The 21612-nt window shown below is 61.6% G+C and carries 19 protein-coding genes; 4 read left to right on the top strand and 15 right to left on the bottom strand.

Features of this window, described 5'->3' with window-relative positions; genetic code table 11:
- Positions 1–277: 277 nt before the first annotated feature.
- From NCT03_RS16280 to NCT03_RS16295, 4 genes are all read right to left on the bottom strand, one after another.
- Positions 278–1408, bottom strand: a complete 1131-nt coding sequence (locus NCT03_RS16280) for an amidohydrolase family protein (RefSeq protein ID WP_250493147.1) — start codon at positions 1406–1408, stop codon at positions 278–280.
- A 2-nt stretch (positions 1409–1410) separates the two neighbouring features.
- Positions 1411–2718 (bottom strand): MFS transporter, encoded by a 1308-nt coding sequence (locus NCT03_RS16285; RefSeq protein ID WP_250466530.1) that lies wholly within the window; start codon positions 2716–2718, stop codon positions 1411–1413.
- 73 nt (positions 2719–2791) lie between these two features.
- Positions 2792–4066, bottom strand: a complete 1275-nt coding sequence (locus NCT03_RS16290) for a CaiB/BaiF CoA transferase family protein (protein WP_250493148.1) — start codon at positions 4064–4066, stop codon at positions 2792–2794.
- Positions 4063–4971 (bottom strand): hydroxymethylglutaryl-CoA lyase, encoded by a 909-nt coding sequence (locus tag NCT03_RS16295; protein ID WP_250466561.1) that lies wholly within the window; start codon positions 4969–4971, stop codon positions 4063–4065. The genes NCT03_RS16290 and NCT03_RS16295 overlap by 4 nt, the downstream gene beginning before the upstream one ends.
- Positions 4972–5208: 237 nt before the next feature.
- Between NCT03_RS16295 and NCT03_RS16300 the strand changes: the two genes are divergently transcribed.
- Positions 5209–6006, top strand: coding sequence for an IclR family transcriptional regulator (locus tag NCT03_RS16300; RefSeq protein WP_250466532.1), 798 nt, complete (start codon positions 5209–5211; stop codon positions 6004–6006).
- Positions 6007–6456: 450 nt separating this feature from the next.
- On the opposite strand, the gene NCT03_RS16305 is transcribed toward NCT03_RS16300, so the two are convergent.
- From NCT03_RS16305 to NCT03_RS16350, 10 genes are all read right to left on the bottom strand, one after another.
- Positions 6457–7494, bottom strand: coding sequence for a nuclear transport factor 2 family protein (locus tag NCT03_RS16305; protein ID WP_250466533.1), 1038 nt, complete (start codon positions 7492–7494; stop codon positions 6457–6459).
- A gap of 67 nt (positions 7495–7561) precedes the next feature.
- A complete protein-coding gene (locus NCT03_RS16310; RefSeq protein WP_250466534.1) occupies positions 7562–8572 on the bottom strand; it encodes an asparaginase in 1011 nt (336 codons plus the stop codon).
- A gap of 153 nt (positions 8573–8725) precedes the next feature.
- Entirely contained in the window at positions 8726–9709 is a 984-nt protein-coding gene (locus tag NCT03_RS16315; protein WP_250493158.1) for an ester cyclase, read from the bottom strand.
- Positions 9710–9754: 45 nt separating this feature from the next.
- On the bottom strand, positions 9755–10909 hold the full coding sequence (locus NCT03_RS16320; RefSeq protein WP_250466535.1) for a porin: 1155 nt from the start codon (positions 10907–10909) through the stop codon (positions 9755–9757).
- A gap of 123 nt (positions 10910–11032) precedes the next feature.
- A complete protein-coding gene (locus NCT03_RS16325) occupies positions 11033–11743 on the bottom strand; it encodes an alpha/beta fold hydrolase (RefSeq protein ID WP_250493150.1) in 711 nt (236 codons plus the stop codon).
- A gap of 4 nt (positions 11744–11747) precedes the next feature.
- A complete protein-coding gene (locus NCT03_RS16330; protein ID WP_250493151.1) occupies positions 11748–12533 on the bottom strand; it encodes an HpcH/HpaI aldolase family protein in 786 nt (261 codons plus the stop codon).
- Positions 12534–12581: 48 nt separating this feature from the next.
- A complete protein-coding gene (locus NCT03_RS16335; RefSeq protein WP_250466538.1) occupies positions 12582–13643 on the bottom strand; it encodes an ABC transporter ATP-binding protein in 1062 nt (353 codons plus the stop codon).
- 21 nt (positions 13644–13664) lie between these two features.
- A complete protein-coding gene (locus NCT03_RS16340; protein WP_250466539.1) occupies positions 13665–14558 on the bottom strand; it encodes a carbohydrate ABC transporter permease in 894 nt (297 codons plus the stop codon).
- A gap of 11 nt (positions 14559–14569) precedes the next feature.
- Positions 14570–15466 carry a carbohydrate ABC transporter permease gene (locus tag NCT03_RS16345; RefSeq protein ID WP_250493152.1) on the bottom strand — a complete coding sequence of 299 codons (897 nt, stop codon included), beginning with the start codon at positions 15464–15466 and terminating at the stop codon, positions 14570–14572.
- 22 nt (positions 15467–15488) lie between these two features.
- Entirely contained in the window at positions 15489–16859 is a 1371-nt protein-coding gene (locus tag NCT03_RS16350) for an ABC transporter substrate-binding protein (RefSeq protein ID WP_250466541.1), read from the bottom strand.
- 162 nt (positions 16860–17021) lie between these two features.
- Between NCT03_RS16350 and NCT03_RS16355 the strand changes: the two genes are divergently transcribed.
- From NCT03_RS16355 to NCT03_RS16365, 3 genes are all read left to right on the top strand, one after another.
- Positions 17022–17936 (top strand): LysR substrate-binding domain-containing protein, encoded by a 915-nt coding sequence (locus NCT03_RS16355; protein ID WP_250493153.1) that lies wholly within the window; start codon positions 17022–17024, stop codon positions 17934–17936.
- A 129-nt stretch (positions 17937–18065) separates the two neighbouring features.
- On the top strand, positions 18066–19235 hold the full coding sequence (locus NCT03_RS16360) for a cupin domain-containing protein (protein WP_250493154.1): 1170 nt from the start codon (positions 18066–18068) through the stop codon (positions 19233–19235).
- A gap of 44 nt (positions 19236–19279) precedes the next feature.
- On the top strand, positions 19280–20338 hold the full coding sequence (locus NCT03_RS16365; RefSeq protein WP_250466544.1) for a LacI family DNA-binding transcriptional regulator: 1059 nt from the start codon (positions 19280–19282) through the stop codon (positions 20336–20338).
- On the opposite strand, the gene solA is transcribed toward NCT03_RS16365, so the two are convergent.
- On the bottom strand, positions 20335–21507 hold the full coding sequence (gene solA / locus NCT03_RS16370) for an N-methyl-L-tryptophan oxidase (protein ID WP_250493155.1): 1173 nt from the start codon (positions 21505–21507) through the stop codon (positions 20335–20337). The genes NCT03_RS16365 and solA overlap by 4 nt on opposite strands.
- Between the last annotated feature and the right edge of the window lie 105 nt (positions 21508–21612).

Raw genomic sequence — 21612 nt, forward strand, 5'->3', positions numbered from 1 at the left:
AGCCCTGAGCGCGTCGATTGCACGCCCAGACATGCGCGCCCATGGGCGATAACCGGGTTTTTCAACGAAATAGACCCCCTTCCGTCATTCGACGCGCAAGTTGTCGGATGTCTCTTGTGGAACTAATCTCGCCATTTCGATACCAGCGTTGTCATACCGCCGAATGGCTGGTAGCGGCCGACTTGACCGGCTAAGGCTCCATCAGACTAACGTTCCGGTCATCGCGTGTTCTGGCCGTTGAGCTGCGATTGTGCAGACTTGGCCTGCCCAAGATGGCTTAAGCAAGCCGGTAGACCTTCTCCACCGTTCCCCGGAACAGCGCCGCGCGTTCATCTGCACTGGCCCGCGCGGTCATGCGCTTGAACGCGTTCCAGCCATTGCTGTACGGGTACGAACCCTTGTCCACAGGGAAATTGCTTTCGAACATGCAGCGGTTCGGACCGAAGGCCTCGATGCACGTCATCATCCACGGCGTCCAGGCTTCGGCCAGTTGCTCGGAGGACGGCGGCCGTTCGCCTTGCTCGAAGTCGAATCCGTTGATGCGCATGCCCAGCCCGCCCACTTTCACATAGACGTTGGGCAACTGCGCCAACTCGCGCATTGATCGCGACCAGCGTTCGAACACTTCCTTGCGATGATCCTGATAGCTCGCGATTCTCACCACGCCACCGCAGTGATTGATGACGATGGGCGTGTCCGGATAGCGCTTTGCCAGGTCGTACAACTCCGGCAACTGCGGGAAAAACAGCCAAGCGTCGTACGACAGTCCCAACGGCCCCAGTTGCGCGAACCCCGCGCGATAGTCCTTGTCAAGCAGCAGTCCGCGTGGCGCGGCGGTCAGCGGATTGGCGAGCGTCGTGTCCGGGTCGTAAGTCACGAGATGCCGAACGCCGCGAAAGCGCCCATCGCCCGCCTCGAGTTCGGCTTCGAGAACATCACGGACCGCCGCGCCACGGCGAAGGTCCGCGTAGCCAACCATGCCCTTCGCGACCTGCGGCTTGCCCTTTTGCAAAGGCGCGGTGACATCGGCAACGTACTCGATTTCCCCGGCGGGCTTCAGCGCTTCCGGCCCGGACGGACGATACCGCGTCAGCGCCTGCATATAAACCGATGCCGTGATGTTGTGCCCGGACGTCGCATCGTCGAGATACTGATCGAGCATGTAGGTCCAGCCCGGACGCTCGTAAAAGTGATGGTGCGCATCGATGATCGGGATATCGGGTTCGAGCGCGGGCTCGGTACCGGACGCGAGCCAATCGGCGCGCACGGGAAGGTAATTGCTCGATGAAGACATGGTTCTGCATTCCTCCTTTGCCAATCCCGGCCGCTGCGTCATCGCGGGAATCAGAATCGACGCAGCCGCCGCGCGAAGAATACGGCGGCGATTCGACGAACGAAGACCGTGCATGCTCACTCTCCCCGGTTGAACGCGAAGAGCGACAGCGTGAGCAAGGTCGTGATGCCCAGCACGACGGACAACCCGATCATGCCTGCCGAGAACGTCCCGAAACTGTCCTTCAGATAGCCGACGAGATAGGGCCCGGCAAAACCGCCCAGCGCGCCGATCGAGTTAATGAGCGCAAGTCCGCCCGCTGCGGCCTGTCCGGAAAGAAAGCGCGCCGGAAGAGTGTAGAAGATGGTGCGGCCCGCGATGGTGCCGATAAGCGCAAGCGTGATGCCGATCATCGCCGGAAGCAGTTGCTGAAAGTACGTGGACACGCTCAGCGCCACCGCGCCGATGAAAAGCCCCGCCGCCAGATTCGCGATATGGCCGCCCCGGCGATCGACGCGCTGAGCCCACCAGAGCAGTGCGATCGTGGCGAAGAAATACGGAATCGCCGAAATCCAGCCTGTTTCGATGACGCTCATGCCATGCGCCTTGAGCATCTGCGGCAGCCAGATGCCGATGCCATACGAGCCCATCGTGAAGCCGAACGAAATCATCGCGAGGATGTACATGCGAGCGTCTTTGAGGGCCGCCGCGAAATTCTTTTTCTTCTGGCCAGCCTGGCCTTCGCGATCAAACGCGACCTGGAGCGCTTGCCGCTCTTCAGCCGACAGCCACTTGGCATCCGCCGGCTTGTCAGCGAGCAGCTTCAGCACGAAGACGCCGAGCACGCAGGCAGGCAGTCCCTCGACGATGAACATCCACTGCCAGCCGGCGAGTCCAAGCATGCCGTCCAGCTTCAGCAGCCACGCGGAGAGCGGTCCGCCGACGAACGACGACAACGGCGTCGACACGGTGAACCACGCCAGCACCCGAGTCCGATAGCTCGCAGGAAACCATACGGCGAGGAAGAAGATCACGCCCGGAAAGAATCCCGCTTCGCCGATGCCGAGCAGCAGCCGGATCGCGTAGAGGCTGGTCGGCCCTGTCGCGAGCGCGGTCGCCGCAGCGAAGAATCCCCACGTGATCATGATTCGCGCGAGCCATCGGCGCGCGCCGAAGCGATACAGCGCGAGGTTGCTCGGCACTTCGCAGATGCAATAGCCGGCGAACATGATCCCCGCGCCCCAGCCGAATTGCGTCGCGGTCAGTCCGAGGTCGCGGTTCATCGTCAGCGCGGCGAAGCCGACACTCGTGCGATCGAGGTAGTTGAAGAAATACGCGAGCGCGAGGATCGGAATGAATCGCCACGCGGCCTTTCTGACCGCCTGTTGTTCGAGCGTCGATATCGCCGGGCTGTCGCCCGTCAGGTTCGAGGAAAGGGATGTCATGTTTTGTCTCCGGACACATCGCGGCCGTGCGCGGACGGAACCGCGCGGCCATGGTGCTTTATCTGTGTAGTGTTCAGGCGCTCGCAATCTCGTTGGCCGATGCATCCAGTGCATCGTCGGGCTGGTGTTCGCCGCATCGGACGACGCCGGCTTGCGTCAACTGCCTCACGTCTTCTGCCGAATAACCGGCCTCGTGAAGCAGGGTTCTCGTGTCTTGTCCGAGGGACGGCGGCGCCGCGCGCAGCCGAAGCCGCTCGCCTCCAAGCGTCAGCGGCAACAAGGCCGTTCGGGTCGCGACGGGCTGACCCGCGCCGCTCGCATCGGCTGGCAACGTGACATCGGCGAGACCGCCCGTGGCGAGAAGATGCTCGTCATCGAACAGGTCTTGCGGCTTGGTGATCGGCGCGTACGGCAGACCGGCACGCTCGAACACCGCGCTGATCTCGGCAGCGGTGAACGCCTCCATGTGCTGGCGCAACAGCGGCAGCAGCCAGTCTCGCGCCTGGACGCGCTGATTGTTCGTCGCGATGCGCGCGTCGGACTTCAGTTCCGCGAGGCCGAACGCATCGCAGAAGATCGCCCATTGCGTATCCGAGACGACGGCCAGGAAGATCTGTTCGCCGTTCTTGACCGAGAAGACGTCGTAGACGGCCCAGGCCGAAATGCGGCTCGGCATCGGCGCTGCGGCCTTGCCGGTCACCGCAAACTGCATCATGTGCTGCGCGACTAAAAACACGTTGTTTTCAAACAGCGCGCTCTGGACTTCTTGTCCCCGGCCGGTGCGCTCACGCTGCGCGAGCGCGGCCATCGTGCCGATTGCGCCGAACATCCCGCCCATGATGTCGTTGACGCTCGTGCCGGCGCGCAGCGGCCGACCTTCGGGACCGGTCATGTACGCGAGCCCGCCCATCATCTGCACGACTTCGTCGAGCGCCGTCCGATGGTCGTACGGACCCGGCAGAAAGCCTTTATGCGAGACATAGATAAGGCGTGGATTCAGCTTCGACAGCGCACTGTAACCGAGTCCGAGCTTATCCATCGTGCCGGACTTGAAGTTCTCGCTGAAGACATCGGCGCCGGCAAGCAGCTTGTGGACGATTTCGACGCCGCGCGCGTGCTTCACATCGACCGCGATACTTTTCTTGTTCCGATTGAACGTGCCGAAGAAGCCCGCGCCCGAACCGCGAAGCGCACGCGTGCTATCGCCATTGATCGGCTCGACTTTGATGACGTCGGCGCCCAGATCCGCGAGCACCATGCCGCAGGTCGGCCCCATGACCATGTGCGTCATTTCGACGACGCGCACGCCGCTGTACGGCAACGACTGATTGTTTGCAGCTTCGCTCATTGCGCGACTCCCAGGAGGCATCCTTCGGGTTGCGGCGCGCTCGGTGAGCGGCCGTTTGCATAGGTGAAGCCCTTCGGCAAGCCCGCGTCCGGGACGTGCCCGTAGAGCGCTTCGCCGGGCAACGCGTCGGCGAGAATGGATCGGGCCGCGATGAGTGCATCCACATCGACGCCGGTGTCGTAGCCCATCGACTCAAGCAGGAAAACCAGGTCCTCCGTGACGATGTTGCCGGTCGCGCCCGGCGCATACGGACAGCCGCCCAAACCCGCCTGACTCGCATCAATGGTCGTCACACCGGCGTCGAGCGCCGCGACGACATTCGCCAGACCCTGGCCCCGCGTGTTGTGGAAATGCGCCCCGCCCGCTTTATCGCCGAACTCCGTCTCAAGGCGGCGGAACAGGCGCCGAACCTGCGCAGGATTCGCATAGCCGCTCGTGTCCGACAGACCGATTTCATCGACGCCGCATTCGGCCATGGCCGCACACATGCGTATGGTCTGGTCGTCCGTGACGGTGCCCGCGATGGTGCAGCCGAACGCAACCGAAACGCCCGCCTCGATTTCGATGTCCGGAAACTGCGCGTCGCGCAGAGCCACGATCTCGCGCACTTCTTCGATGAGCTGCGCCGTGGTCTTGCGGATGTTGGCCATCGCGTGCTCGTTTGTCACGGAAACCGGCAGCGTCACTTTGTGCACGCCTGCCTCGAACGCGTTCTGACAGCCGCGCAGGTTGGGCGCGAGTACGGCGACACGCAAACCGGGAATGGACAGCGCGTGAGCCACGACTTCGCGGATGTCGGCCATCTGCGGCAGAAGCTTCGCCGGCACGAACGAGCCGACCTCGATTTCCCGCAATCCGGTGGCCGCGAGCGCGGAAATCCACCTGAGTTTCGCGGACGTCGGCATCACGCTTTTGATGCTTTGCAGGCCATCGCGTGGTCCTACTTCGCTAATCAGCACCGTCGAATCGGTCACTTTGGCACGCTCCATAGTTCTATCTGATAGATCGTTGTTCTGTTAGAAAGAACTATAGTGCTGGGTAGAGAGCTCGGCAAGCTGGTAAACCCTCGATTCGCGATTTTTAGAACTTGAGTTCTGTCAGGTGAAACCGTACAGTAGCGAGCACATATTTAGGGGAAGAACGTGGCCAAAGACTCACCTACGCCATCGGCAGCGCTGACCGAAGCGACGGACACATCAAGCGGCGTTGCCGTATTGGACCGTGCCTTCGCGATCCTGAATTCGTTCGGACCGACCGACGACAAGCTGACGATGACCGAGCTTTCTCGAAGAACCGGCCTCTACAAGAGCACCGTTCTGCGGTTGCTGGGCGCGCTGGAGCACGGTGGGTTCATCAGGAAGCTCGACGACGGACAGTACGCGGTTGGCCATCAACCGTTGCGCCTCGCGGCGCTCTATCAGCGATCATTTCAGGTTGGACCTGTAATCGAGCCGTTGCTTCAGCAGATAAGCCGGGACATCGGCGAAACGGCGTCCTTTTACGTGCGGCAGGGCGACTTTCGTATGGTCCTTTATCGTGTCGAGCCTTCGCGAAGCGTCCGGGTTTCGATCCGCGTCGGTGAAGAGTTCGCGATCGACAAAGGAGCTTCGGGCAAAGTGCTGCTCGCGTTCACTGAAGCGCACGATCCGCGGTGGACGGAGATTCGCGATCGCTTGTGGGCGGTCTCTTTTGGGGAGCGTGACCCAGAGACGGCATCGGTGTCAGTGCCGGTTTTTGGGGCGGCCGGGGAGTTGGCTGGCGCGCTGACGCTATCGGGTCCGAAAGGACGTTTCGACGTGCCGGAAGTAATGACTGCGGCGCTTAGTAATTTGCTCGCGAATGCCAAGCGTGCAACCCTCGCTTTGGGCGGCAATGGTCCTCGATATGATGCGGCCGTCGCAGTAACAGGGAGGGATGGCTTTTCTGTTTCACAGGTCTGAGAACGAGTTCGACGTGCAGATATAGCGCGTGATGAACATGGACACATCGAGCTGCAGCGCAGCGGTCTGGGGCTTAAGTTTTTTTAGTCACGATTCCGCCCGCGCATCGAGCCGTCATATCGTGAACTTTATGCAAGTGCGAGACCGGCCGGGGCAGCATCCTGCGTGTCGAGGACGGTAAGAATCGACCCGACGCGGTCGCCCGAAACCGACCCAACTCGGCCGGTGGGAAAGGCAAACCATCAATGGCGGGTTTCGACACGGACCCGCCATTCGATTATCGCGAACCTATCGAAAGACGAGGCCGAAGACGTCTTTATAAGAGATTCGCCGGCGGCTTGGCCTATGTTCCGAGACCTCCGAAGGCATCAATCGATCTGAGGGCCACAACGTCTTGTCGGCCAGCTGGAAATTAAACGGCAGCCCCTGTCTGAACCTCACTATCGAAGCCTAACAACTAGCATCTCCGTTCGCCCGAATTATCTGTGCCATGACAGAGATCTCATCGAAGACGCGCACTTCTCGGTGAATTTTTCCATGACGGAATTCGAAGTGCGACGACCCTAGGATGTTCACCGGCGCATTGTTGGTCGGGCCGTACATGGGCGATCCGCAGTACGTCCCGCGCAAGAGCCATATGGTGCCCACGCGCAATCCCAGGTCTTCCGATTCGTGAACGACGAAGTCGCGGATTTCCACTTGCGCATCGGGGACGGCGGCGAGCAGCGTCATCAATTCCATCTGATACGGGGCGATGCCCATGACGCGCCTGAGTCTCACGCTCTGACAGACGATCGTGTCGCTGAAGTATTTCGGCACCATGTCGAAGTAGCGGCCGTTCCAAACGTTCTCGAACATCTCAGCGACCATCTCACACTCGGCCACGTAGCGGTTCGGACGCACACCGGAGATGCCCGCCTTCACCGGATTCGCGATACGTCCGGCAAACGGCGCGGCGTGCGCACCCGTGTCGATGGCAGTCCCGAGCACCGGTGATCGCGCCGCGAGTTGCGCGGCGACCTCGAAAGGATCGAGTCCAAGATGCTGAAGCACGGCGAACTCGTCACGAATGACCCATTCCTCGACCACCTTGTTGTCGATGACCACGCAATGCGCCATGCCGCGATTGACCCAGTCCTTGCCGGTCGGCGGCCCATACGTCCAGTGGCCCAGATGCGTTGCGTTGTTGAAGACGCGGTGCGCGCTGACGAATCCGTTTGCGCCGCGTTGCTCCCAGATCACGTCGTCATGACCGCCGCCGCGATTCGGGAACGCGACCATCTTCTGGATCGAGTTCTTCATCACATGATCGAAGCCGTAGGTCTCGCCATAGCACGTATGGACCTTCACGTCCTGCGCGTAATGATCCTTGAGATGGCCCAGTCCGCGCGTGATCCAAATCTTGTCGGTCCAGCTCGTGATGTACTCGCGCGGATCGCGATAAGGCGCATACGCAGCGGGATTGATGTCGGCCAGTTGCTCGTTCATTTGAAACCACTCCTTCAGGGTTTGACGTTCAATTGCGCAGCCTTGCGCGCAGGCTTGCGTTCAGCGGTTATCCGTGAAGCGCGAAGCATCGGCGCAATGCCTGTGTATCCATGTGTCGTGCGAGCGCCAGCATCAGCAAGACGCGCGCTTTCTGCGGATTGAGCGTGTGCGCGGCGATGGTGGCGTAGTCCTCGTCATCAGCGCACGGCGCCACGCCACCGCCCGGAACGCGGCTCGACCGGACGAATGCCACGCCGTGCTCGCGCGCCATGAGAGCGCCCGCTTTGGCCGCGTGAGAAAGACTGCCGTTTCCCGTGCCGGCGAACACGATGCCGCGCGCACCCGCGTCGATGGCCGCTCGATAGAAATGCACGCCGGCGCTTTGATGACCGTAGACGATATCGACCTGCGGCAAGCTATCGGGCAGGTCGCGAGGAAGATCGAACTCACTCGCTGCCGTTGTGGGCACGACCGCATGAAACGCGGGCGTTCCGCCACTTACGGAGCCAAGCAGTCCGATGGCCGGATTGCTGAAGGCACTCGTTGCGCTCGTATGCAGCTTGACCGCGCCCTTCGCCGAAACGATACGTTCGTCGATCACCACCAGCACGCCCTTGCCGCTCGCCGCGTGATCGGTAGCGACCCGCACCGCATGAAAGAGATTCAAGGGTCCATCTGCGCTGAGCGCGGACGAAGGACGCATCGCACCGGTCAGTATCACGGGCTTGTCGCCCTTCACGAGCAGATGCAGAAAGTACGCGGTTTCTTCCAGCGTGTCGGTCCCATGCGAGATCACGATGCCGTCCACTGAAGCATCGGCAAGCTGTGCGTTCACGGCATGCAAGAGACGCGACAACATCGCGTTATCGATATCCTGACTCGATACGTTCGCCACTTGCTGGAAACGAACATCGGCGATGTCGGCCAGTTGCGAAACCTGCTTCAATACATCCGCGATCGCGCCGGTCAGTTCGTAGCCATGCGTCTGCGTGGCGCTGGGCGCGCTCGCTGCGATCGTTCCTCCAAGACCCATCACGACGATGCGGCGAAGGTCAGGCGATACAGGAGTCTGTCTCATCGAGCACGTCCCTTGTTCAATGATGTCTCGTGACGTTGTGAAAGACGAAGCCTACAGCAAGCGCCTTCATGTGCCGACCGTCAACTTCGCACCATCACACGTCATTATTCTTTATTCCAGATTTTCTTATGCAGCCAGGCTGTAACGGGCGCCTCATGCGCCTGCGTGACTCTCGGTGTGAGCGAAAATCTGCTTCCATATGGAGACTTCGTCGGTCACGAAAAAGTCGGTCATGACTTTGCCGCCGGTCATGTTCGCATGCGACATCCCCATGATGTAGACCGGCGCGCCCGTAGGCTCACCGAAATGCCCGAAGCCCGAATGCGTACCCGTGAGCGACCAGCGCACCGCGACGCGCACCGGTTGCTCAGGCTCGCGATTCACACGCGCGCTCTCGATCTTGAGGACCGCATCGGGAAACGACGCGAGATAGCCGAGCGCGAAGGTATCGATATCGCAGTGACCGTAGAGCACATCGCCACCGGGCGCATGAAACGCCGCACCGTGGAAGTACATGTCGCGTATCGCCGCCGTTTCCTTGTCGTGCCAGAGGCGCTTCATGCCGCGCACGTAAGCGTTCGCCGCCTCGTCGTCCTGCATGGTCGGCTGGTAACGGCTGGGCTTGTCATGTGCGGGCACGAAGAAGGAAATCGGTTTGCCCTGTCGCAACTCGCGATCCGTCATCTCGCGTGCGAGCGTGCGGGCGTCGGTTCCGAGGCAGCGCGCGAACGCCGCCTGATCGCGCACGAGCCATTCTTCGACCACCACCTGATCGCGCACCCAGCAATCCGCGATGATGCGACTGCGCACCATGCGCCCCTTCGCTGCTCCAAGAATGCCGTCTCCCGTGTGCCGCATGACCGAGGTCAGCCGATGCGACGACAAGAACGTTCCGTCCGCGTAGGGCGTCCAGATGACATCTTCCCCGACCAGTTGACGGTCGGGGAACTGATGCAAGGTCTGAAGCGTTTGCGCCGTGACGCCCTCATTGCTGCCCGTGAAGCCGGTCGCGGCGCGCAGCAGGATATCGGGCGCATAGTATTGCTGGAGTTTTCCGCCGATGCCGCGATCTTCCCAGATCTCGCGCGTGATGCCATAGATGAAATCAGGAACATTCCTGTACGAGCCCAGATCCATTGTCACGTCGATTTTCCTCGTCGAAAGTTACGCTGTTTCGGCCAATCAGAAGCGGTGCCGAATGCCGGTGACGACTGCAAGTTGCTTGCTGTTCGATGAAGCGGTCGTGAAGGCGAACTGCGCGACCGCCGGCGCACCCACCGAGTTCGTGCCGCTCGCCTTCTGACCGTACGCCCAGATATACACATTGGTGCGCTTGGACAAGCTGTATGTCGCGCCGAGATCGATTTGCCGATAGATCGCACCGGGCGCACCGTTCACGGAATTCGAGCGGGTATAGATGAACGCGGTGCCGACCTGCAATGCGGGTGACAGGTAATAGAGATAGTTTGCCTCGAATGAGTTCAGCACGCCGCTGCCTGAATATCCTTCGGGATTCGGCCCGGCACCGCTCCCCAGTCCCTTGAACGCGACGTTACTGAACGTGCCGCCCAGCGTGCCGTTACCGAGCGTGTAGGATGCCCCCGCCGCCGCGATTTGCAGTGTCCGTGCCGATACGAAGCCCGAGTAGCTGAGTCCCGACACCACGACGCCGGTCGTGGTCGAGGTGCCATCGTAGATGGACGTGTTCGGCCGGTCGATATGGGAATAAGACCCCGCGACGGAGAATCCGCCAATGGTGTAGGAGACGGCTCCAGAATAAGCCGAGTTGCTGCCGGTCGAACCCGGCGTGCCGCCGAACGAATAGATCGCGCCGACCTTCAAACCATAAAACGGCACGCTCACGAACTTCGCGGCGTTGTTGAGACGATAGCTGCCGTTGAAGTTGTTATTGTCGCCAGGCTGCGTGCCGGGACCGCCGGACCACAAGTAGCCGGATTCGAACGGGCCGACGAAATCGGTGTTCAGGTCGTACTGGCGTCCGAGCATGAAGTTGCCATACGGCGAAGCGATTCCCACCCACGATTGACGGCCGAACAAGCGTCCGTTCTGTCCGAGCTTTCCGGTATTCGAATTGAAACCATTTTCAAGCTGGAAAATCGCGGCATAGCCATTGCCGATATCTTCACGGCCTCTAAAGCCGAAACGCGAGGCACTCAAGGTGCCGCTTTGCAATTGATACGCATGGCCGCCCGCCTGATTGGTCGTGTACTGGAATGCCTCGTCAATGATGCCGTACAGCGTCACACTGCTTTGTGCGTGTGCCTGAAGCGCAGTGAGGCAGCATGCGAGCGGAAACGACAAGCGAGCGGGTTTCATAACGATAGTCCGTTGGTCGAAGGTTTGTGGTCGGGAAATCGGTAGATTTTTTAAGGCTTTATAATTGCAGTAGTGCTATTTATTTTGAAAACTTGCTTTCCGGTTTTTGTTTGTGCTGTCTTCTCAATCGTTCAACGGCAATTCCATCCAGTCCTGCATTGCCTGACTGCACACATCCGGCGCTTCGAGCGGCACGAAATGACCGCAATCCGGCACACCGCGAAACAGCGCATGCGGCATGGCTTCAGCCATTTCGGTCTGGCGGTCGAACGGTATGACGCCATCGTCGTCGCCGTACAGAATCAGCGCCGGAATCTTGAGCGACGACAACATCGGACGCGAGTCCGGACGTTCGACTGCATAGCGCGTTTGATGACCGAAGCGCGGCGCGCAGCTTTCCGCCATCGACACGACGAGATTGCTCAGGACTTCGCGCTGCTTGCACACGGGAGAAAAGTAGAACGGCAAGAGTTCGTCATTCAGAACGCCCGCCAATTCCCCGCGCTTGGCGCGTGCCAGCAACGCGCGGCGCCGCGCCTGGTTTTCCGCCGGGTCCGACCGGGCCGTGCTCGCGACGAGCGCCAGGCCCGCCGCACGTTCACGCGCCTGCCGAACAAACTCGAAGGCCACGATTGCGCCCAGCGAGAATCCCGCCAGATAAAAGCGCGGCGGCAGTGTCTTCAGCAAGGCCGCGACTTCTTCGTGCATTGCGGGCTGGTCGCCGAGTTCGCAGACGCGCACTTCGCGTGCGGAAGACAATGCATTCGCCTGCGCATGCCAGACGCGCGCATCGCACAAGGTTCCGGGCAAGAGGACGAGCGGAATCGTGTTCATGACCTTAGTAGCCGCTGCCGCCGATGGCCTGTTTGCCACCGCGCGCCGCTAGCACGCGCGATGAACTAGCCGCCGCGAGCGCGTTGGCATCGTTGCCCGGCGTGACGAGATGAAAGCCCTGTTCGAGACGACGTCGCGCGGCATCCCCATCGCTGCAGAAGATGCCCGCGAGCAAGCCACGGGCGAGCGCCGCGTCGAGGATGCGCGCAATCGCCTGCTCGACGATTTCGCCCAGCTGCGCGGAGGGCGCGACGCCCAGACTCAGCGCCAGATCGTTCGGTCCGATGTAGATGCCGTCGAGACCGGGCGTGGCGAGAATGGCATCCAGATTGTCGAGTGCCTCTTTGGACTCGATCATTGCGAAGGCCTGAATCACGTCGTTGGCCTTCGAGAAGTAGTCGGGGCCGCCATACAACAGCCCGCGCGCCGGACCGAACGAGCGCGTGCCCTTCCCCGGATAACGGCATGCCGCGACGAAATCGGCCGCCATCTGCGGCGTATCGATGGCCGGACAGATCACGCCGTACGCGCCGGCGTCGAGCAGCCGCATAATGTCGTTCGGATCGCGCGAAGGCGAGCGCACCAGCGGCGTTGCGGACGTGATGCTGATGGCCTGAAGCATGCCCACGGCGGAATCGAAGCCGATCATGCCGTGCTGCAAATCGACCGTGACCGAATCGAAGCCTTGCGACGCCACGACTTCCGCCGCGTAGCTGCTGGGTATCGACAACCATGCGTTCACGATCGACTCGCCCGCCAAAAACTTCTGTTTCAATAGATTGGGACGCATGTCACTAAATCTCCTGTTGCACTTCTATCCGCCCGATTGCGGCGGTCTTTAAACATTTGCAATGCGTTGTCCCGTCGCGCCATCGAACCAGAACAAGCGCGATGCGTCCGGTTTCAGGCAGATGCGTTCTCCGTCTGCATGACGGATCGACTTGTCGCCCTTGACCACGAAGTACTGGCCGCCGATCTTCAGCGTGATGAGCGTGATGTCGCCGAGCATTTCGAACGCGAAGATTTCCGCCGAGAACGATCCTTCGCTGGGCGCAGCTTCGATCGCCACGTCTTCCGGTCGAACGCCCAGCGAAAGCGGACCATTGCGCGGCGGCACGATATCGAGCTGCGCGCCATCGGGCAAGAAGAAGCGGCCGTCGCGCCCTTCTCCATGCAGCAGATTCATCGCGGGCGAGCCGATGAAACCCGCGACGAAGGCATTCGCCGGATCGTTATAGATGCGCTCGGGCGCGTCGATCTGCTGCAACACGCCGTCCTTCATGATCGCCACGCGCGACGCCAGCGTCATGGCTTCGACCTGATCGTGCGTGACATATACCGTCGTCACCGCCAGTTCGCGCGCGAGATGCTTGAGTTCCGCGCGCATGGTGCCGCGCAGTTTGGCGTCGAGATTCGAAAGCGGTTCGTCCATCAGAAACACGCGCGGCCGCCGCACGATGGAACGCGCCAGCGCCACGCGCTGACGTTGCCCGCCGGAAAGCGCCGCCGGACGCCGCGCGAGCAGATGGCCGAGTTCCACGCGGTCGGCCGCGCGCTTCACTTCGCGATCCCGCTGCGCGGCCGGCACGTTGCGCAGCTTCAGCGGATACGCGATGTTGTCGTACACGCTCATGTGCGGATAGAGACCGTAGTTCTGGAACACCATCGACACGTCGCGCTGACGCGGTGCGATGCCATTCATGCGTTGCGCGTCGAACATCAGGTCGCCGTCTGTGGGATCTTCGAGACCGGCGATCATGCGCATCGTCGTGGTCTTGCCGCAGCCCGACGGTCCGAGCAACACCAGAAACTCGCCTTCGGCGATCTTCATGTTCAGACCTTTGACCGCCTGGAATCCACCCCAAGTCTTGTTGATGCCATTCAGTGTGACGGTAGTCATGTCGGTAGCCCTGAGATGAGGTCAGCGCACGGCGCCAGCCGTGGTTCCGCGAATGAGATAGCGCTGCAGGAAGGAGGCGAACAGGAACATCGGCAGCATGATGAAAAGCCCGGTCGCGCTGATGAGTTGCCAGAGATCGCCCTCTTCCCGATTGAAGAGTCCGATGGCCACCGGCAAAGTCACCGCATCCTCGGCGCTCAGAATCACGGCGATGATGAAATCGTTCCACGACAGGATGAAACAGAAGATGCCCGCCGTGACGATGCCCGGCAGCGCGATCGGCATGATCATCTGATAGAGGACCTGCATGCGCGTGGCGCCATCGATCAGCGCGGATTCTTCGATATCGATGGGAATCTGGTCGATGAAGCCCTTGATCATCCAGATGGCGAAGGGCATCACCATTGCCGTCTGCACGACGATGAGCGCGATGCGCGTGTCGTACAGCCCGAGGTCGCGGAACATCAGAAAGAACGGTAGCACGATCACGACCGGCGGAAGGAACTGCGTGGCAAGCACGGCCACCATCAGCGACTTGTGAGCGAACAGGCGAAAGCGCGAGAACGAATACGCGCCCGCGGTCGCAATCGGCAGCGTGATGAGGACCGTGGAGCACGACACGATCAGCGAGTTGACCAGCTTGTCCTGCACGCGGAACGGCTCCCGCATGATCTCGATGAAGTTGCCGAACGTCGGCGTGAAGGCCACGCGCAGGCGATAGATATCCACGTAGTGCTTGAACGCCGCGGACATGATCCAGTACAGCGGCAGCACGATCACGAGGAACAGTACGGCGAGCGCGAGGCCGCGTCCGAACGTGGCGAGGCTCGTCGAGACCGCGCCCGGCGCACGGTACGTGCTCACAGGATGGGACTGGTCTTCGGGCATAACGTCGTGCAGGGAATCGGTGGTCATGGTCGTTTCTTTCATTTCGCGCGCTGCGTCATGCGGACATAGAGTACGGTCAGCATCATCATCGGAATCACGAGCAGCCAGCCGACCGCCGAGGCATAGCCCATGTTCAGATACTTGAATCCCTGGAAGTAAATGAAGTGACTCAGCGTTTGCGTGGCCTGTCCGGGACCGCCGTTGGTGATCATCACCACCTGATCGAAGATCTTCAGCGCGAAGATGCCCTTGAGCACCATCGCCACGGCCAGCACGGGCCATAACTGCGGCAGCGTGATGGAGAAGAACACCTGCGTGGCGGTCGCGCCGTCGATCTGCGCGGCCTCCTGACTCTCTTTCGGAACCGACGCCAGCGCGCCGATTAAGATGAGCGCGAAATACGGCGTCCAGTGCCATACATCGCTCGACAGCACGAGCCAGAACGCGCCGGACGGACTGCCTAGCAGATCGACGTTGCGCAGGTGCAAGGCGCGGCTGATGGCGCCCGCAAGGCCGAAGTCCGCGTTGGCCATGAAGCGCCACAACGCGCCGATGAGCGCCGGGCTCATGGCGAACGGCAGCACGAGCATGGAACGCAGGACGGCGCGCACCGGGCCGCCGCGAAACAGCAGCACGGCGACCGCGAGCGACAGCGACACCGTCAGCAGGACGGAGAGAATCGTGAACATCGCCGTGACAAGCGCAGAGTTCCACATCGCCGGATCGGTCAGGGCGCGCGTGTAGTTGTCGAACAGATAGCCGATCTGCGACAAGCCATCGGCGGGCTGCCAGAGCGCTCTGGACTCGTTCGCGCGGCCCAGATTCCAGTTGCGGAAGCTAAGATAAAAGGTCGTGGTGAGCGGATACAGCGCGGTGGCCAGGACGATGAAAAGTCCCGGCGCGACCATTCCATACTTGGCGAGACGTTCGGACATGGCGTCCTCTCCAGAACGAGTGTTAGCGAAGTTCGCGTTCGACGACACGATGCGCGCGCGCGGCGGCATCGGTCATCAGTGCATCGATGTCCTCACCCGTCACGGCCTGATTGATGGCAATCGACGCGATATCCGCGACTTCCGGCCAAAAAACCACTTCAGGCATGGGCTGCGCGTTGCCGGCAAGCGCCTTGATCTCGGCGGCGGGCACATTCGAGTTCGCCGCATTCACGCCGGCATCCCGCATGCTCGAAAAGCGGTTCACCACGTTGTTGCGCACGGCATAACCGTTCACGTCGCGCTCGATGGCGTTGCGCTTGTCGAGGTCGGCATTGGCGAGCCACTTCAGGTACTCCCACGACGCTTCCTTGTGCTTCGAGTACATGGAGATCGACATCGGCATGGTGTTGACGACGGTGGTCGGCGCGTCGCCGGGCTTGTACGCGGGCATCGGCGCGAAGCCGACTTGTTCGGGCTTGAGCGTCGAGTCCTTGGGATTGGTCACGGCCGCATACGACCACTGCCAGATGGGCAGCATCGCCGCATGGCCCTGTTGAAACGAGATGCGTGCATCCTGTTCCACGTTGGAGGTCGCGCCCGGTCCACAGAGTTCGTGCTTCGTGTAGAGCGCGATGTATTCGCGCGTCGCCTGCATCGCCTGCGGCGACGTCCATGCGGGGTAGCCTTTGGCATCGAGAATATGGCCACCCGCGCCGCGAACGAAATCCGCCCAGGCGAAGAGATTCTGGCGATTGCCATCGGCGCCGTAGTAGCAGGCGAGCGGCGCCATGTCCGGATACGCCGCGCGTATGCGCGGGCCGGCGTCGATCACGTCCTGCCAGCTTGCCGGCGGCTTGATATGCAGTGCGTCGAGCACGTCCTTGCGATAGAGGAACATCTGCACGTTGCTGCGCAAGGGCATGCCATAGAGCTTGCCGTCGTGCGTGACCGATTGCAGGAACGGCGCGGGGAAATCCTTTAGGTCGTAGCCATCGCGTGCGACGAGCGGGTCGAGCGGCACCAGCCAGTGCGCGTACGCCGCGCCCCATTGATCCAGATAGTTGACGATATCCACGTTACCGTTCGCCGCCACGCCGACGCTCGTGACCTTTTCCTGGAGCGGCTTGAACGGCACGAACAACCACTTCACGTTGATGCCGGTCGCGGCCGTGAAGGCGTCCGTGCGCTTTTGCAAGGCGACGAACTGCGGCGTGTTGACCGCCATGATCTTGATGGTCTCGCCCTTGTACGGCTGCCCCGGCTTCAGGCGCGAGGCGGACAAAATCGATGCATCGGTCCCGGCACCGGATGCGCCCTGATCCGCGGACCAGACCGGCTCCCAGGACAGCGCCAGCAAAAGCGAAAGAGAGGCATATACAACACGACGATGCATGTTCATATCTCCGGCCATCGACGGGATCTGCACGCGCTTTTTGCTGCGGCGCGATCCGTGCCGCGCTGCGTGCTCATGCAGAAGTGTGTGAAATTTGAACCGGCCAATTAATTCTGTCTAATATATTATTCATTGGCATTTCATATCTTTTGGGAATCGAGCATGGTCGACTTGCGCTTGCTGCGATACTTCGTCGTATTGGCCGAAGAATTGAATTTCCTGCGCGCGGCGAATCGTCTGCACATGACGCAACCCCCGCTCAGCAAGCAGATCATGCAACTCGAAGCCGATCTGGAAACCCCGCTTTTCATCCGTGGCAAACGTCCGCTTCAACTGACTCACGCGGGCATCGAACTGCTGACCGGCGCGCGCCGTCTGATTGCTCAAGCGGATGCCGTGGTCGATCAGGCCAAGCTCGCGGGACGCGGCGAGAGCGGCCGTCTGGGCATCTCGTTCGTTACCGGCTCGCTGCCGCAATTGCTGCCGCGCTGCATCGGGGCGTATCGGTCGCTGCATCCGCGAGTGCGGCTGAATTTGCGCGAGGGCGTGACGGCCACGCAGCGCGAGGCCTTGCTCGCCGGGGAAATGGACGTGGGTCTCATGCGTCCGCTCGCCAACGATCCGGGCGATCTGAGCACCCGAAAACTCATTAGCGAACCAATGATGCTCGCCGTGCCCGAGCATCATCCGCTTGCTTTGATCGAACACGTTCAGGTCAAGGCGCTGGCATCGGAACCGCTCATTCTTTTCGACCGGAAAGATTCGTCGTATTTCTACCGGATCGTGTCGCAGATGCTCGATAACGCGGGCATCACGCCTGCGGTCGCGCAGGAAGCCACGCAGCTCTATACCGTCGTCGCGCTCGTGTCGAGCGGCATCGGAATGGCGGTGGTGCCTGCATCGGCGCGGCACATGCGCTATCCGGGCGTCGAGTTTCGCCAGTTCGATCTGAAGCGCACGCCGCTTGCCGTGCTGGAACTCGCCTGGCGCGAAAACGACGCCAATCCGGCGCTGCTGAACTTCATCGATATCGCCGTCGCGGAAGCCGCCCGCTACGCCGACTCGGCGGTTTCGTAACGCCCTCTTTTCGTCTGTGCTTGCATGTCGCGGATCTTTTACATTAATCTATGCATTCGAATGCATAAAGCGCTGCAGGACGACGAAAACCGTAACTCCTAACTCGTAACTCGAAACACGGAGAGTGACATGAATCCCTACCTCGACCTGAACGACGCCGCCGCGCGCAAGCGTCTCGTGAAGCGTTCGGACATGGTTGCCTGCAAGGTCGCGTTCATCGACTGCAAGATGAAGGGCTCGGACCGCAAGGAAAACTATTCGCTGATCGGCGCGGGCGTGACGCAAAGCGCGGATCAGGTCGTGAACCTGCAAGAGCCGCACGGTTTCAGTCTCGGCGTGGCCGCCATGCCGCCGGGCGTGGTCAACAACCTGCATCTGCATTACACCGCCGAAGTGTTCATGATCTTTCGGGGACGGTGGCGCTTTCGCTGGGGCGCGAATGGCGACGAAGGCACGGTCATCGGCGAGCCGGGCGACGTGCTCAGCATTCCCACCTGGATTTTTCGCGGTTTCAGCAACGAAGGCAGCGACGATGGCTGGATCTTCTCCGCACTCGGCGGCGACAACACCGGCGGCATCATCTGGCATCCGTCGATTCTCGAACAGGCCGCGCGTCACGGCCTCTTCCTGACCAAAGAGAACATCCTCGTCGATACCGTGAACGGTACACCCATGCCTGCGCGCGACGAACTCATCGAGCCGATCGATCAGCAGGCGATTGCGTCCTTACGGCATTACTCGCCCGAGGAAATGCGCGCGCGCATGGTCAAGGTGACGGACCGCGTGTGGTCGTCCCGCGCGCTGCTCGATAACGTGCTGCCGGGTCATGCGTCGGAAATCGCGAGCGCGGTCGGCTTCGGCATGTCGCAGGATCGCGATCAGGCGTCCGGCGTGACCAATCCGCATGGCTTCTCCATCGAATGGCTGCGTGTCGCGCCGGGGCAGTGCATCGGCAAGCACAGGATCGATGCCAAACAAGTGCTGATCGTGTTCGAAGGTCTCGCCGAACTGACGCTCCCATTGCCCGATGGCGACAGCGTCATCGAAGTGCCCGAGCAGGCGTTGTATTCGGTGCCGGGCGATACATGGCGCTCGCTTCGGTCGGTCGGAGAGAAACCGCTGCTGATCGCGGTGATGACGAGCGGCGACCAGCGCAAGCACATCACCTGGTCGGATGAGATCGTCGCGGCCGCCGCGCAAGCGGGCGTTGGCACGGATCACAACGGCTTTCTCGCGCCGCTGCATCTGCTGCCCAATGAAACGCGCAAGGAAGCGGCTGCTTTGCTCGAAGCGCAGTAACGCGGGCGGTTAGAATCGCGGCTTTATCGGCACAGCTTTCGCACATGGCCAAGTCCAGACAGACCACCCGCGCGACATCCTATGACGTCGCGGTCGCCGCGGGCGTCTCGCAATCGACCGTGTCGCGGTGTTTTCAGGAAGACAGCGCGATCTCGCCCGATACCCGCGCGCATGTCATCGCGGTGGCCGAAGGTCTGGGATACCGGCCGAACGCGGTGGCGCGCTCGCTGATCATGGGGCGCTCGAACGTCATCGGCGTGGTGGTCGCGCGCTATACGCTGCACAACAATCCGGACCTGCTCTACGCGGTGTCCGAGGTGCTGGCGGCGCACGATCTCACCTTGTTGCTGATTACGGTCGCCGATGACCACGAAGGCGAAGCAACCCTGCACAACGCATCGGAATTTCCGCTCGATGGTGTGATTTCGTGCGCCACGCTGTCGCGCGAGGACATCGAACGGTTTCAGCGCTTCGGGATTCCCGTGGTGTTCCTGAACCGGCACATCGCGGCAAGCGGCGTCGATTGCGTGACGACCGACAACGCAGCCGCCGCGCGGCAGATGGCCGACGCGCTGTTCCGCGCGGGGCATCGGCGCTTTCTCTGCATCGCCGGCCCTGAAGGTGCGCCGGTCAGCGATATCCGCATCGATGGCTTCGTCACGCGCGTCAAGGAGTTGGGTGCGCGGCAAGTGGAGATTGCCTGCTCCGACTTCTCGTACGAAGCAGGCAGCGCGGCGATGCTCCGGCATGCATCGGCCAAACCGATCGCCTTCGATGCCGTGTTCTGCGCGAACGACCAGTTGGCGCTCGGCGCGATCGATGCCTGCCGCTATGAACTGCGCTTGCGCGTGCCCGACGATATCTCGGTCGTCGGTTTCGACGATATCGCCGAGGCAGCACGACCCACGTATCGATTGACGACGGTAAGACAGCAAGTCGCGACGCTTGCCGGGAAGGCGGTCGACCTGCTGGCGTCGCGCCGGCTCAAACCGGGCATGCGCGCGCGCCTCGTCACGCTGCCAGGAGAACTCATCAAGCGTGATTCCGCACGCATGGACCTGCCCGATCCCGACCTCCCTGCAGTAACGAAAAGCACACCCTAGATGAACCGGCCCGCGCCGAACGCCGTCAGGTTCACATCGTTCGAACCGATTGCCTGCAGCGCCAGTTGCTCGCCGAGTCCTGCCGAGCTCTTGAAGCCATGACCGGAACACGCCGATACGACCGTGACGTTCTCCATCTCGCGAAACCGGTCGACGATGAAGCCCGAATCGGTGCTGACCGTATAGAGACACGTCGCGCTGTCGATCACGCGCGGGTTCATCGCGTCGAGACGGCCCTGCACGTTATGCCGAAACATGTCCAGGGCGTCTTTGCCGCGGACCGTGCGGTCGTAGCCGTCGGGGTTGCAGGCATTGCGATACTGCTCGGTCGCGACCTTCACGCCCGCTTTCCCATCGACCATCGGAAAGCCGTACATGTAGTCCTCGTCGCCGCTGCCGTACATCCAGATAAAAATCGGGCAACGTTCCGGGGCGTACAGCGAAGGCTTCGTCGTCTCGAACCAGTAGAGCACCTGACGCATCACGCGCAGATTGCTTTCGATCGTGCCGCCGCTCAGCGCAGGCACCCAAGGCCCGGCCGTGACGATGACCTTCGCCGCGCTATAGCGGCCGAGCGTCGTGGTGACGTGGACCGCGCCGCCATCCTCTTCGATCGACGTGACCCGCTCGTTGCACCGGAGGGTGGCACCAAGCGACTCCGCTTGTTGAAGTTGCGCCTCGACGCACAGTTCCGGCAGCAAGACGCCGGAATCCGGTTCGAAGTAGGCAAGTTCGTCGCCGCGCGTGATGAACTGAGGATATCGGCGCGACACCTCCGCTGCATCCAGAACCTCATGCTCGATACCGAAGCGCTGCGCGTTCGCGATGGTCCTGCGCACGAAATCCGGCTTGCCGTGGTGGCTGATCGTGCCGTCCCGAGGCCCCATGATGAGCCCGCCCGTGCGACGGAACAACTTCTTGCCGGTCCTGCCTTCGAGTTCGGTCCAGATGCCATGCGAACGTTTGATGAGCGGAATATAGACCTCGCCCTCGCCCACCGCGAGACGCGTGATGCGGCTTGCGCCGTGACTCGAACCCCGGTCGTGCGGCGGCGCGAACTGATCGATGCCGATCACGCTCACGCCGCGCGAGGCCAGTTGATAGGTCGTCGCGCTGCCGAACGCGCCCAGACCCACCACGATCACATCCGCTGTCTTTCTGTCATGCATCGCCGCTCCCGGTGCCGTGTAGTGCTGCCATTCTAGGTTCGCGCATCGAATGGCGGCAAGTCAAGCCAGCTTGTATTAGCCACACTGATGATCGCTATCGCTGCG

The sequence above is a fragment of the Caballeronia sp. GAWG1-1 genome (assembly GCF_023631465.1).
Classification (GTDB): domain Bacteria; phylum Pseudomonadota; class Gammaproteobacteria; order Burkholderiales; family Burkholderiaceae; genus Caballeronia.